Origin of the sequence: Ochrobactrum sp. A-1 (assembly GCF_022488005.1) — a bacterium.
GTDB lineage: Bacteria > Pseudomonadota > Alphaproteobacteria > Rhizobiales > Rhizobiaceae > Brucella.
Genome location: NZ_JAKVQC010000003.1, coordinates 1,286,984 through 1,300,637, shown reverse-complemented (window position 1 = coordinate 1,300,637; position 13,654 = coordinate 1,286,984). Strand labels below are relative to the sequence as shown.

The window sequence follows — 13,654 nt, the reverse complement described above, 5'->3', positions numbered from 1 at the left end:
AAACTCGCTGGAACAGCGCGCGGACCGCAGGAATATCATCAATATGCATCGCGCGAACACGTCGCGACTTGATGTCACTTGCTGGCGTAGAGATATGCGTCGTCTAAGCCCCCGCTTGCTTGAAACCGCCTTTTTTCTCTTCTGCGTCACGACTCCGGCGAACGAGGTAGATAACGCATCCCCATGATGCCAACACAATACTGATTTCAATTACGTAAATGGCTGCGAAAGTTCCTGTAATCGGCGCGTACCAGGTAGCCAGCGCCAGAAGCGGTGCGCCGAGAATATTGCCGGTGTTCAGGACTGCCGTGCGATAACTGTGCTGACTCGCCGCACCCAGAAGATCGACCGCTATCGACCACAGGGCAACAAACACGGTAATCCAGCAAAGCGTGCGGCAGAAGGAAACCAGTGTGTCGTATTCGCTGCCGAACAGATAGGGCAGGTAGGGCGCAATGATAAAGACGGCGAGCGAAGTGAATATGCCGATGGCGAAAGCAGCACCGAGCAGACGCATTGTAATCGGTAGCGCATGATGGATGCCGTTTGCGCTGGCACGAGCCAGATGCGGGTAGACGAGACGGTTCATCGCCTCGACTGTCAATGTGCTGCTGTCGATAATGCGGCGGGTAACACCGTAGCTGCCGACGACGCTTGGCGGCATCAAGGTCCCGAGCAGTAGTAGGTCGGCATTCTGGCGCACTGCCTTGAAGATAAACTGCGATGCGAACATCACGCCAAGTCGCAGCTCGTCGCGCACAATGGTATAGTACGGTCGGCCAAGCCTGCGTAGAAACAAGGCGTAAATCACGGCGACCAGTACATGGACCCCAAACTGCCAATAAGCCCATCCGACAACGGTTGAGACGCCGAATACAAGGCACGCGATTGCTGCGGCGATGGTGCGCGCAATGGCAAACCCGACGACGGAAAGATTGGCGGATACGAAGTCGGTATGTGCGATATAAATCTGCTCGACCAGCAGGATGAGACGCACCAGTACAATATTCGTGACGAGCAGCAGGAATAGCCCAACCAGATTGTCGGCAAATTCAGGAGAACTGTTCAGCCAGAACGGTAATATTACCATTCCGGCGGCGACGAGGATGACGCCGGTTATTGCGATAAGAATGAGATTGTGGCCGAGCATTGCCGGATAAATCGCCCGATCCTGTGCCACGCGACGGACGAGGCATTCCGCTCCCCCGAGGCCACAGATGAAGGTAGCAATGCTGGTTACCGCCATGACTGTCACGAACAAGCCGAACTCATGAGAGCCTAGATAACGCGCCAGAATAGCGAATGTAAAAAGTTGCGCGATGTTTGCCGCAAAAAGACTGCCGCTCGAAGCTGCGTAGGACAGTAATGTCGACCAATGGCGTTTCAAATTTTCATACCGAATTTTCGGGCTGCTCGGACCAGCGTGCTTCTGGGAGGATGAAAGACGCTTGGAATTTCAAGAGTAGGTTATGGCAGAGAACCGGGTTATTTTCCGTAAAGTTTCCAGTGGTGAGGCACATGCTTCATTTTCTCTTAGTCCCGAAGAACATGAGGTGCCAAGCATGTCGAGTGAAATTTATCAGAAACTGCATGAGTAAATGACCATCATTTGCATTTTAGTGACACTCATTGCAGATGATTGCCTTTCATTAACCGAATTTTTTAATCTTTAAGTCTAAGGAAAACAGTAGCGCCATGTTTGCGCTATTGAGTGAACTTTAGGGGCGACTAATGTACACCTTACGCGACCTCGCTTCGAAAGCACGGGTAACGGAGACCGCCAGTGAAAATCTGGTTCCCGTCGATGACCGGCTGCGTGCCGTTCGCAGCGAAACGCATATCGTTCACGAAGAAAAGATCACTGAAACAAGCGCCACCGCAAACAAGGGGCTGATGCTGCCCGAACTTGACCTGTTCGAGGCGTTTGCCTGGATGCGCACAGGTTGGATTTTGATCGCAGCGCTGGCGATAATTGGCGGTTTGGCGGGGCTTGCTTACGGCATGACGGCAAAGCCGCGCTATACAGCCTATACCGATTTGCTGGTTCCACCATCCGGGCTTCAGTTGCTGCCCAACGATGTCTATGCCCAGAGCCTCCAGGCCGACAGCCAGATTCTCGACATCGAAAGCAAGATGCGCATCCTGACTTCCGGCAACGTCCTGCGGCGGGTTGTGACTGATTTGAAGCTGAATGAGGATGAGGAGTTTGTTCCGCCGCCACCGGCTTTTGATCTTCGGGCTATGTTGGGGCTCAGCAAACCGGTGGGGCCGAAAGACGATACGTTGACTGCGGTTCGCGCATTGTCGCAGCGGATTACGGTTGCGCGTCCTGAACGATCCTATCTGGTTACGATTGCGGTCTGGACCGATAATCCTGAGAAATCGGTAAAAGTTGCGGATTCTCTGGCCAATGCCTTTCAGGAAGAAATTGCACAGGCGGATGCCGACGGTGCAGGGCGCGCTGCTTCGGCTCTGTCCGAACGTTTGGCCTCGCTGCAGAAGGCAGCAACTGAAGCGGAAGAAAAGGTTGCAGCGTTCCGTAGGGCACATGGTCTGCAGACCGCTGGTGGTGAACTCGTCAGCACCCAGTCGATGACGCAGATCAATTCCAAACTGGTCGATGCCAAGGCGCGGCTTGCCGAAGCAAGCACGCGTTATGAAGAACTGACGAGGGACACCGGCAGTGCCGTCAGTCCGGCAAGTACTTTACAGTCGTCCACGATGACGAATTTGCGCGGACAATATGCATCACTGAAGCAGCGCTACGATGCTCTGGCCATGACGTATGGGCCGCGTTATCCGGAACTGATAAATACGGAACGTCAGCTTGCCGGTCTGGAACAGCAGATGGCGCAGGAGCGGGCACGTATCCTGCAATCGGCCAAGGTTGATCTCGATCAGGCAAATGCTGTCGTTGCGGCTCTCAATGCACAGGCTGCTTCCGCCCGTTCCGCTGTCGCGCTCGACAATGATGCACAAGTTCAGCTTTCGGACCTTGAACGTGACATGGCCGCGAAAGTAGCGATCTACAACACATTCCTGACCCGCTCTTCGGAGACCAGTCAGCGCCAGCAGCTTGATGCCACCAACATTCGGATCATTTCGACTGCCATTCCTCCGATTGGTCGCAGCTGGCCACCCAAGACCCTGGTGTTGGGGGCTGCGGGCGGTATTGCCGGGATGGGGCTTGGTGTAGTTCTCGCACTTGGTTTGGGTTATCTTGGCGCATGGCGCCGAAACCGTGAGGGTCTAGCCTGACTTAGCTGAACTATCGGTTCATTACCGTAAGGTGATACCGCCGCGGGTCTCATCGGCGGTCGGAGCGGCTTTTTGCAACTGCCGTTCTAAACGGCATGGGTTTGTTCTGGCTCCTTATGCCATAACACGCGATTCATCAGGGTGCTGATGTCAATATGCACACAAGAACGCTGCCGCCTTCAATGCGCATAGTTCTTTTCGGGATATAATGATCAATGCTGGTGTTATCGGTTTAATTCTGACACTTATCTGGGTAACGGCCTTTCCGTATCGATATATTAAGGAAGCGGAAAGCACAGATGACGACCCTATATTAACGCTCCTTTACATTCACCTTTGGCTTTACGGATTATATATGTCTTGTATGGAAAGTACGTTCTTTCAGGATGGTGGGGCATTGTGGTTCTGTATAAAGATGGCTGTCTTCGGATCGCGTTTGCAGGCAAAGGCAAGGCTTGACTGAAACGGCTTTTGGGGGCTGGGGCATTGGTGGAAATGGATAGTCTCGACAGGGCGCGCAGTCGCCTGGAATGGTATGCCATTCGACTGAACGATAGTATCAGTCGTCGGTTTCCGTTGCGCCCGTTCTGCTTGCCGATGAACGAGCGGATCATCACTTTCACATTCGATGATGTGCCTGACACGGCGGAAAGCGCCGGGGCTACTATTCTCGACAAGTACGGGGCCCACGGCACCTTTTATATTGCCGGTAATCTGGTTGGCACGAAAGAAGCCAAAAGGAACCTGATCACGCAGGAAGGGTGCAGGAAGCTGGTCGAGCGTGGGCACGAATTGGGGTGCCATACTTATAACCATCTCAAGGTTCCTTACTTCGGTGCCCAGGAAATAGTGTCCGACCTTGATCGCAACACTGCCTATCTCGATACATTCGAGCCTGATCGTGCCGGACCGCGCAATTTTGCCTATCCATATTGCGCATCTTCCATGATGTCGCGTCGGCTTTTTGCTGATCGTTTCGCAACATGTCGCGGGGGCGGCAACCGCATCAATCGCGGCATGATCGACCTTGCCTTTTTGCAGGCCGTTGAAATCAGGCAGCCGGATGACAATGCTGCACGCCAGACCCGCTGGATCGATGATCTGAATGCCAATCCCGGCTGGCTGGTTTTCTACACCCACGATGTTAGCGATACGCCGACCGAATTCGGGTGTAAGCCTGAGACATTTGAACGCCTCGTATCTCATGCGGTGAAAAGCGGGGCGACTGTTCTTTCTGTTCGCGAGGCCTTGGTGCGCCTTGGCGCACAACGAGGTGCTGCTTGACGCATATAAATGATAAAGAACATCGCTTGCTGGCGATCAACAATTACTTTTATCGGCGCGGTGGCGCCGAAACTGTTTTTCTCGACCATATAAAACTGTTTTCTGAGATCGGCTGGCAAACAGCCCCTTTCGCAATGCAGCATCCAGATAATTTTGCATCCGACTGGTCTTCCTATTTCGTTTCGGAAATTGAGTATGGCCGGGAAAGCAGCCCGCTCACTAAAGTCGTGCAGGCGGGCAAGATCATCTATTCATGGGAAGCGCGTGACCGCATCAAGGCACTGATCGAACGCTTTCGCCCGAACGTGGCACATGCGCATAATATCTATCATCATTTATCGCCGTCGATTTTCCCGGTTCTGAAGCAAGCCGGTGTGCCGACGGTGATGACGGCACATGATCTGAAACTGGCCTGTCCGGCCTATAAGATGTTGTCACACAACCAGATTTGCGAGCGCTGCAAGGGCGGGCGCATCTATAATGTGGCACTTCACAAATGCATCAAGGATTCCACGGCGCTGAGCGGGCTGGTTTTCGTCGAGACGGCAATTCATCGCATGCTTGGCCTTTACCGCAATACGCTTGACCGTATTGTCGTGCCGAGCCGCTTTTATATTGCGAAACTTGCTGAATGGGGCTGGCCGGAGGAGAAACTGGTCTACATTCCCAATTTCGCCCATACGGACGACCTGAAGCCCTATCCGGACGAAGGCGATTATTTCGCCTATGTCGGAAGACTGGCACCCGAAAAGGGGATCGGTACCCTCATTCGCGCAGCGGCCATTGCGGGTCAAAAACTCGTCATTGCAGGTACCGGCCCTGAAGAGCAATCATTGAAGGCTCTCGCAATTGAGACGGGGGGCGACGTTACATTCGCAGGCTATGTCTCGGGCGAGCGGTTGCATCGCCTTATCGGCGAAGCAAAAGCCCTCGTTTTGCCGTCTGAATGGTATGAAAATGCCCCGATCAGCATTCTGGAAGCCTATGCGCTTGGGGTGCCGGTGATTGGCGCGGACATCGGTGGAATTCCAGAAATGATTATCGAAGGCGAAACCGGAATGGTTTCGCGTGCAGGTGATATTGATGATCTCGCCCGCGTTCTTGGCGATTTCGCGGGATTATCTCCGCAGTCCCGGCGCAAGATGGGAAATGTAGGGCGGGTCTGGGCCGGTAACGAATTCTCACCGCAGGCATACAGGAACCGGACATTGGAACTTTATGCCGAGTTGGGGGCGCTTTGATGGTCCGAAACGACAAACGACCTCGCGTCATGATGCTCGGCTTGCGTGGCGTTCCAAACGTACAGGGCGGGGTGGAAAAACACGTCGAGGAGCTCGCTCGGCTCTACGTGCTGAAGGGATGGGACGTCGAGGTCATCGGGCGCCGTCCCTATCTGGAAAAGAAACAGCGTTATGTCTGGGAAGGGGTGCGGGTAACACCGATCTGGGCTCCGACTTCCATGAAATTCGAGGCGATTGTCCATACGATATTGGGCGTGTTGCGGGCGGGTTTCAAACGTCCGGACGTCCTGCATATTCATGCAATCGGTCCGGCTCTCGCCGTTCCGCTGGCGCGCCTGCTGGGGTTGCGTACGGTCGTGACCCATCACGGTTTTGACTATAATCGTCAGAAGTGGGGGCGTCTGGCGCGTACGATGCTGAAGCTTGGCGAATGGTGCGGAATGCGCTTTGCAAATGCGCGTATCGCAGTGTCCAACGACATCGCGCAAACGATGCAACAGCATTACAATGTGCCGATCACTTTCATCCCGAATGGCGTCACGCTTCGTCCTGCCTGCCGCGACAAGGCGTGGCTGGAGAAGCATGGCCTGTCCCCGGAGCGGTATATCGCTCTCGTCGCGCGAATTGTTCCGGAAAAACGCCAGCTTGATCTCATCGAGGCTTTCGCGAAGCTGTCCGACTCTTCTTTGAAACTGGCTCTTATCGGGTCGGCGGAGTACACGGCTGAATATGCCGAAATGGTTCGCGCAAGAGCTGAAGCTGTGCCGGGTGTCGTTCTGACCGGCGCGCTTCAGGGGGAGGAACTGTCAGCCTTGTTCAGTCAGGCCTCATTGTTCGTCCTGCCATCCAGCCATGAAGGCATGCCGATCGCGCTTCTGGAGGCGATGGGTTATGGCTTGAACGTGCTCGCAAGCGATATCACCGCCAATGTTGAAGTGGGGCTTGCGAAGGAGAGTTATTTTCCGCTTGGCGATGTCGATGCATTGAAGGATGCGCTGCGGCAGAAGATCGATCAGCCGCTGACGAACGAGCAGTCGCAGGAAATGATTGACTGGATTGCGCGGGATTATAGCTGGAGCGGGATCGCCGACCGCACGCTGGGCGCTTACACATCCATTTTGAAATGATTGCTGTCTATTAACAAAAACGGCCCCGGAGTTTTGCGCTCCGGAGCCATTTGTCTCAAATCTTATGCGTGTATCAACGAGCCCGGCGGCGTTCCGCGGTCGGCTGAAAGGCCATGCGCGAATGATACTTGCAATATGGGCTGGATTCACCCGATTCATGTCCGCAGAAATGGAAATCTTCGTTCAGCGGATCGCCGATCGGCCATTTGCAGGTGCGCTCGCTCAGTTGCAGCAGCGAAAGACGACGCGAAATCGGCACCACCACATCAGAAGCGGGCTTCACCACGGTTTCCGCGACGACGTCTACGGCGTAGTCCATCTGAAGGGCCGTGGCGCCAACCGTCTTGGTGACTGTCGCCGTGCGCATCGTCGTCGTATGCACGCCGGTTGAATGCTGTGCTGCAGGACGCGGCGCTGCCGCAACCGTATTGACCTTCTTGCTGCGCGGAGCAGCGGTCGTGGTCTTGCCACGGCCAGAAAGCTTCAAACGGTGCACTTTGCCGATCACTGCATTACGGCTCACGCCGCCAAGCTGCGCTGCGATCTGGCTCGCGCTCAAGCCCTCGCTCCACAGTTTCTTCAGTAGTTCGACGCGTTCGTCTGTCCAGTTCATCGCCCTGGGCTCCAATCATTTTCGTTATCCGGAATCCGCCAGTGTTCTCGGATTTCTCCAAGCTCAAACACCATATCTATCCGGGTGACTAGGTCCGCCGCACGAAATGTAGCTTTAATCTCTAAATAGAAACTACAATATTCAACGACTCCATGACAAGGGATAGCCTTGTCAGGCAGATTCCATTTTTATGGTTTTCCCCAACTTGGGTGCTAAAGACGGTTTTTCTTTGATCGGTGCCGATATTTTGCATGCAATTGCTTCTGAACTGAAAACCCGGATTGTTTCAGGATGGAACATTGCGAACTTTTCGAGCGGACCTGCCGTCTGGTAGCCTCAGTCGAGGAGAGGCCATTCTTTATAGAGTGTGGATGCGCGCGTAAAGTCGCCTTCGACAGGCGAATGTTAGAAGAGGCCGAAAATGCATGAACTCATGCTGAAAGATGGCCGTCAAACCTTGTTTGCTTTGATTGACATTTTTTCTATGAACGCCAATATACGCGCGAGATAAATATGCCGCCCTGGGGGCGGTTTTTTATTTCTGCCGAATGCTCAGGCGAGAAGCATGAGTTATTCGGGCCATTCCTCTCATGTCTCATTATATTTTATGGCAGCTGGGGATGGAGTATCGGCGCTTTTTGAAGGGTGGGAACCGTTTCGGGCGCTTGAGGACTGTTTATGGGAAACACAGCTTTGCCGGTGCTGCCGGGCAAGCTGCTAAAAGGGCTTTGGAGGCCTGACGCTATGACCGACGCTACGACCGTGCAACCGCTTTACGACACATATAATCGTGCGGCTCTGCGCTTCGAGCGAGGTGAGGGCATCTGGCTTATTACCGAAGACGGCGACCGCTATCTCGATTTTGCAGCTGGTATTGCAGTGAACTCGCTTGGTCATTCGCATCCGCATTTGGTGGAGGCGCTAAAGTCCCAGGCTGAAAAGCTGTGGCATCTGTCAAATGTCTACGAAATTCCCGCGCAGGAGAAGCTCGGACGGCGGCTTGTCGAAAGCACTTTCGCCGACAAGGTCTTCTTCACAAACTCCGGTGCTGAGGCCCTTGAATGCGCGATCAAGACCGCGCGGCGCTATCAATATGTAAGCGGTCATCCGGAACGTTTCCGCATTGTGACCTTTGAAGGCGCCTTCCATGGTCGCACATTGGCCACAATTGCCGCCGGCGGTCAGGCCAAGTATCTCGAAGGTTTTGGCCCGAAAGTCGATGGTTTTGATCAGGTGCCGTTCGGCGATGAAGCAGCATTGCGTGCCGCCATTACCGACGAGACGGCAGCAATCCTGCTCGAACCGGTGCAGGGCGAAGGCGGTCTGCGCGGCTTCCCTGAAGAATTCATGCGCATGCTGCGCCAGGTCTGCGACGAAAAAGGCCTCTTGCTGATCCTGGACGAAGTGCAGACCGGCGTTGGCCGCACGGGCAAGCTTTTTGCGCATGAATGGGCCGGTATCAAGCCTGACATCATGGCTGTGGCCAAGGGCATTGGCGGTGGTTTCCCGATGGGTGCCTGCCTTGCGACCGCCGAAGCTGCCAAGGGCATGACTGCAGGCGTTCACGGCACGACCTATGGCGGCAATCCGCTGGCCATGGCTGTCGGCAATGCCGTGCTTGATGTTGTTCTGGCTGACGGCTTTCTCGAAAATGTCCAAGCAACCGCTCTTGTCATGAAGCAGGGACTGGCCTCCATCGTTGATCGCTTCCCGAATATCGTTTCTGAAATCCGTGGTCGCGGCCTTCTGATTGGTATCAAATGCGTGGTGCCGAATGCCAGCCTCATTCAGGCTCTTCGCGACGAGCATTTCCTGAGCGTAGGCGCTGGCGACAATGTCGTTCGTCTGCTTCCGCCGCTGGTGACGACGCAAGAGGAAGCACGCGAAGCGCTGAAGCGCATCGAAGCGGCCGTCGAACGGCTCGCAACTGCAAATCCGATCAGCAAGACGGCGTGATATCATGGCTAGCGATAACGGGATCAAACACTTTATCGACCTCTCCGCTGTTCCTGCGTCGGAGCTTCGCGCAATCATGGAAGACGCCAAGGCGCGCAAGGCGCGCCTGAAGGCGGGAGAAATCGAACGACCTTTCGCAGGCAAGGTGCTTGCGATGATCTTCGAAAAGCCGTCCACGCGTACACGCGTGTCGTTCGATGTGGGCATGCGCCAGCTCGGCGGCGAGACGATCATGCTGACCGGTTCGGAAATGCAGCTCGGACGCAGCGAAACCATCGCCGACACGGCAAAGGTTCTGTCGCGCTATGTCGATGCGATCATGATCCGCACTACCTCGCATGAACGCATGCTGGAACTTGCCGAATATGCGACCGTTCCGGTTATCAATGCGCTGACGGACGATACGCACCCTTGTCAAATCATGGCTGACGTTCTTACATATGAGGAACATCGCGGCCCGATCAAAGGCAAGACCTTTGCCTGGATGGGGGACGGCAACAACGTCCTCCACTCGCTGGTTGAAGCTGCGGCGCGTTTTGATTTCAACGTCAATATCGCAACGCCGGAAGGCAGCGAACCCAAGTCGCAATATGTCGATTGGGCGAAAGCCAACGGCGCGAGCATCATGTCTACCATCGATCCGGAAAGAGCGGCCGACGGTGTGGATTGCATCGTGACCGATACGTGGGTTTCGATGGGGCAGGAAGATCATGCTCGCGGCCACAACGTTTTCATGCCCTATCAGGTCAATGCGCGACTGATGGCGAAGGCTGATCCGAAGGCGCTTTTCATGCACTGCCTGCCTGCCCATCGCGGCGAGGAAGTGACGGATGAAGTGATCGATGGACCGCAATCGGTCGTATTCGATGAAGCGGAAAACAGGCTCCATGCCCAGAAAGCCATTCTGGCCTGGTGCCTGCAAGGAGCATAATTTGGCTGATAAGACCAGCAATGAGCATATGGACGTCGAAAACATTCAGGTCAATCTGGGCGATTTCGACTTCGCAGGCGATGACGCTGTTGTGCCCTTTCAGGTGGAGGGTCTCGACGTGCGTGGTCGTGCGGTTCAGCTTGGCGCGAGTATCGACGGTATCCTGAAACGCCATAACTACCCGGAAGAAGTGGCCCGCCTGCTGGCGGAAGCAACGGTTCTGACCGTATTGCTGGGCACGTCGCTCAAATTCGAAGGCAAGTTTATCTTCCAGACGCAGTCCGATGGTCCGGTCGATATGCTGGTGGTCGATTTCCGCACGCCGCATTCGGTACGCGCTTACGCACGTTTCGACGAGGAGCGGTTGAAGGAGGCGATCGCCGCTCACAAGACGAATCCCGAAGATTTGCTCGGCCGAGGCACGCTTGCCTTCACGGTTGATCAGGGGGCCTATACCCAGCGCTATCAGGGCATCGTTGCGCTGGACGGTTCGACACTGGAAGAAATTGCTACCACCTATTTCCGTCAGTCGGAACAGATTCCGACTGATCTGAAACTGAGTGTCGCCAAACTTGTCGAGCGAGGCGCCGACGGAAAGCCTGTCGAACAGTGGCGTGCTGGCGGACTGATCATTCAGTTTCTCCCGGAATCCGAACTGCGCGCACGCATTCCCGATCTGCCGGGAGGCGAGGAGGATGAAGCTGAAGCCGTCTTTCATCCGGAAGACGATGCGTGGGACGAAGCCCGCTCGCTGGTCGGCACAATCGAAAGTTCGGAACTGACGGACCCACAAGTCGGCTCAGAGCGATTGCTTTACCGTCTGTTCCATGAACGCGGCGTGCGTGTGTTTGACTCAGTGCCCGTGTTGGACGAGTGCTCCTGCTCGCGGGAAAAAATTTCTGGTGTTTTGTCAGGTTTCACAGCCGAGGAAATTGCGGAAAGCGCGGATAACGGCAAGATTTCCGTGACCTGTGAATTCTGCTCGAAACACTACGAGTTTGATCCGGCGGAGTTCGGTAACTAATGGACGGGTAAGTTTTTTATATTAGGAATTTATCCCCATAGCGAGATGGGCTGTTAATCTTCACTGGTTAATTGTGGAGATATGATATGCCTGATATTTGGTTACCAGTTACCCAGCAGAATCTCGAGATCGAGGCGGGCAGCCCACTCGATTTCTCAACGTTTCTATTGAATCCGGCGATCACCGAGGAGCGACGGCTCATCCTCAATCCAGATGGTCACATCGCGTTGCAGGGTAACCCATCGGCTCCTTATCGGCTGTTGTGCGGCACTATCGGCAATATTCCCGACAACGCGACAGCGGATAAGATGGCCGTTCAGTTGCGCCGCCATGGATATAACTGTGTTCGGTTCCATTTCCTCGACATTGCGTTGATGGAGGGCCAGCTTCAAGATTTCGAATACCGGCAGGATATTCTTGATCGATTCCGCTACTACATGGCCGCTTTGAAGCAGAACGGCATCTACTGGATCGTAGATGGCCTTACATCCAATGGCGGTGCGTTGGGCGGCGTAACGGACCGCTGGGGAACGGAAGGCAGGCTGAAGTTGAAGACGCATGTTGAAAATGCGGCCTTCGGCCACTGGCTGCGCTTTCAAGTCGATATATTCGGTACAGTCAATCCTTACACCGGGCTTGTGCCTTTCGAAGACCCGGCAATGGCGGTTGTCGTGCCGTTTAATGAAAATGGATTGTCGTTCAACTCGTGGATTTACGCCAACGGCGACCTGCAGGGATTGACCGAACTGCGAGTACCTTTCAACCAATGGCTTCGCGAACGCTACAGTACGACAGCTGCTCTCGCTAATGCATGGGGGAGCGAACTGGCATTGAACGAGAATTTGGAGAACAGCACCGTCATCTTGCCGGCAAATCGCTATGCCGGCACGGCGCGGCTGCGAGATTTCGCCCGCTTTCTCGTGGATATCGAAACACGAACCATGGAGAGGATGAGCGACTGTATCCGGGCTATGGGTTTCAAAGGCGTAGTGGCACCGTATAACAATTGGACGGGCATCCAACCTGCTTTGACGCGCAGCAATCAGGCAGGAGTTGCGATGAACACCTATCACGACTGGATTGGTGATATGTCGCCGGGTGGCCAGATCGAGCAGAACAGCTCGCTCGCCAATGCGGTGGAATACTTCCGCCTTGCGGCCTCGGCGCGGCATTTCGGCAAGCCGTTTGTCATGACAGAATACGACCACTTGTTCTGGAATCGGTTTCGATATGAGGCCGGTCTGGCGATGCCATCTTATGCCGCGTTTCAAGGATGGGATGTGCTTTGCCGCCATAGCAATGGAGCGCTGGTTCTTGGCTATGGTGGAAGCGATTTTAACGAACAGTATATCCGCCCCTATAGAACGGCACTTGATCCCATTGCTCGTGCTGGCGAAACTTTGGCAGCACTGCTGTTCCGGCGCGGGGATGTCGCAAAGGCCGCTCATCAGATCGTAGCGCAAGTACAGGATGTCAGCAATCTTGTTGGGTTGGACACACAGGAACCGGACGCCGTTACCATCATGTCTTTGATGACAGGTTTCGCACAAGGAGATGCTGCACAAGCACCCGGAGCGGTATTGGTTGGCTCGCCCCGTCAGATAAACTCCCAAGCGGCGGCAATCACGTTCCTACGTAACAGTGGCGTGCTGGCGGTTGATAATCTTAGCGACGCGGCGTCGGGCATCTATGCCAGTGATACTGGAGAAATCATGCTCGACATAGCGGCGAAACAGATGAGGGTTGTTACGCCGCACACGGAGGCCGTAGCGTTTGCATCGGTTACCCAGGCCATTTCACTCGGTCAGATGACTGTTTGGAATGCTTCCGGTGCAAGCCTGTTCGCGGTCTCGTCGCTTGATGGGCAAACAGTGGCGCAAAGCAGCAAGCTTTTAATTATCATGGCCACGAATGCTCGTAATACCGGTATGACTTTTTCCGATACGGAGCAGAAGATTGTCTCTAATTATGGGGCGTTGCCTGTCGAGATCAAAGTCGAATGGGTGCAATTCTCATTGTCAACCGATCGCCCATGGAGAATTTCTCCTATCAATCTCGACGGGGGCGTACAGCCGCAAGTCGTGTCGGGAGATGGTACTTCTCCAATAGGTGTGGAGCTTTGGAGCAATGTTTCCTCATTGCCCGTGCCGCCTGGACCAACGACCTATTTCCTGCTCGAACGTCTGTAGATGTTGAAAACGAGCGCCGGTTTTGGCGCTC

10 protein-coding genes are annotated in these 13,654 nt (G+C 54.6%); 8 read left to right on the top strand and 2 right to left on the bottom strand.

Annotated features, from left to right (window positions below; all coding sequences use genetic code 11):
• Window positions 1–103: 103 nt before the first annotated feature.
• Entirely contained in the window at window positions 104–1,387 is a 1,284-nt protein-coding gene (locus MKS82_RS08090) for a lipopolysaccharide biosynthesis protein (RefSeq protein ID WP_109986017.1), read from the bottom strand.
• Between the two features lie 344 nt (window positions 1,388–1,731).
• On the opposite strand from MKS82_RS08090, the gene MKS82_RS08085 reads away from it, so the two are divergent.
• The 4 genes from MKS82_RS08085 to MKS82_RS08070 all read left to right on the top strand — a co-directional run bounded on the left by MKS82_RS08085 (window position 1,732) and on the right by MKS82_RS08070 (window position 6,910).
• Entirely contained in the window at window positions 1,732–3,258 is a 1,527-nt protein-coding gene (locus MKS82_RS08085; protein WP_109986018.1) for a GumC family protein, read from the top strand.
• A 495-nt stretch (window positions 3,259–3,753) separates the two neighbouring features.
• Entirely contained in the window at window positions 3,754–4,542 is a 789-nt protein-coding gene (locus MKS82_RS08080) for a polysaccharide deacetylase family protein (RefSeq protein WP_240578587.1), read from the top strand.
• Window positions 4,539–5,783 (top strand): glycosyltransferase family 4 protein, encoded by a 1,245-nt coding sequence (locus MKS82_RS08075; protein WP_109986020.1) that lies wholly within the window; start codon window positions 4,539–4,541, stop codon window positions 5,781–5,783. The genes MKS82_RS08080 and MKS82_RS08075 overlap by 4 nt, the downstream gene beginning before the upstream one ends.
• Window positions 5,783–6,910, top strand: a complete 1,128-nt coding sequence (locus MKS82_RS08070) for a glycosyltransferase family 4 protein (RefSeq protein ID WP_109986021.1) — start codon at window positions 5,783–5,785, stop codon at window positions 6,908–6,910. The genes MKS82_RS08075 and MKS82_RS08070 overlap by 1 nt, the downstream gene beginning before the upstream one ends.
• 73 nt (window positions 6,911–6,983) lie before the next feature.
• On the opposite strand, the gene MKS82_RS08065 is transcribed toward MKS82_RS08070, so the two are convergent.
• Window positions 6,984–7,523, bottom strand: a complete 540-nt coding sequence (locus MKS82_RS08065) for a GcrA family cell cycle regulator (protein WP_061344986.1) — start codon at window positions 7,521–7,523, stop codon at window positions 6,984–6,986.
• 744 nt (window positions 7,524–8,267) lie between these two features.
• On the opposite strand from MKS82_RS08065, the gene MKS82_RS08060 reads away from it, so the two are divergent.
• The 4 genes from MKS82_RS08060 to MKS82_RS08045 all read left to right on the top strand — a co-directional run bounded on the left by MKS82_RS08060 (window position 8,268) and on the right by MKS82_RS08045 (window position 13,623).
• Window positions 8,268–9,479 (top strand): aspartate aminotransferase family protein, encoded by a 1,212-nt coding sequence (locus MKS82_RS08060; RefSeq protein ID WP_109986261.1) that lies wholly within the window; start codon window positions 8,268–8,270, stop codon window positions 9,477–9,479.
• 4 nt (window positions 9,480–9,483) lie between these two features.
• On the top strand, window positions 9,484–10,410 hold the full coding sequence (argF, locus tag MKS82_RS08055) for an ornithine carbamoyltransferase (protein WP_109986022.1): 927 nt from the start codon (window positions 9,484–9,486) through the stop codon (window positions 10,408–10,410).
• Between the two features lies 1 nt (window position 10,411).
• Entirely contained in the window at window positions 10,412–11,434 is a 1,023-nt protein-coding gene (locus MKS82_RS08050; RefSeq protein ID WP_109986023.1) for an Hsp33 family molecular chaperone, read from the top strand.
• Window positions 11,435–11,520: 86 nt separating this feature from the next.
• Window positions 11,521–13,623, top strand: a complete 2,103-nt coding sequence (locus MKS82_RS08045; protein ID WP_109986024.1) for a glycoside hydrolase — start codon at window positions 11,521–11,523, stop codon at window positions 13,621–13,623.
• The last annotated feature ends 31 nt before the right edge of the window (window positions 13,624–13,654 follow it).

Bases quoted from the DNA above. Each gene is read 5' to 3' on its own strand.
- MKS82_RS08060 (WP_109986261.1), top strand. From the start codon at position 8,268: ATGACCGACGCTACGACCGTGCAACCGCTTTACGACACATATAATCGT.
- MKS82_RS08080 (WP_240578587.1), top strand. From the start codon at position 3,754: ATGGATAGTCTCGACAGGGCGCGCAGTCGCCTGGAATGGTATGCCATT.
- argF (WP_109986022.1), top strand. From the start codon at position 9,484: ATGGCTAGCGATAACGGGATCAAACACTTTATCGACCTCTCCGCTGTT.
- MKS82_RS08065 (WP_061344986.1), bottom strand. From the start codon at position 7,523: ATGAACTGGACAGACGAACGCGTCGAACTACTGAAGAAACTGTGGAGC.
- MKS82_RS08085 (WP_109986018.1), top strand. From the start codon at position 1,732: ATGTACACCTTACGCGACCTCGCTTCGAAAGCACGGGTAACGGAGACC.
- MKS82_RS08070 (WP_109986021.1), top strand. From the start codon at position 5,783: ATGGTCCGAAACGACAAACGACCTCGCGTCATGATGCTCGGCTTGCGT.
- MKS82_RS08045 (WP_109986024.1), top strand. From the start codon at position 11,521: ATGCCTGATATTTGGTTACCAGTTACCCAGCAGAATCTCGAGATCGAG.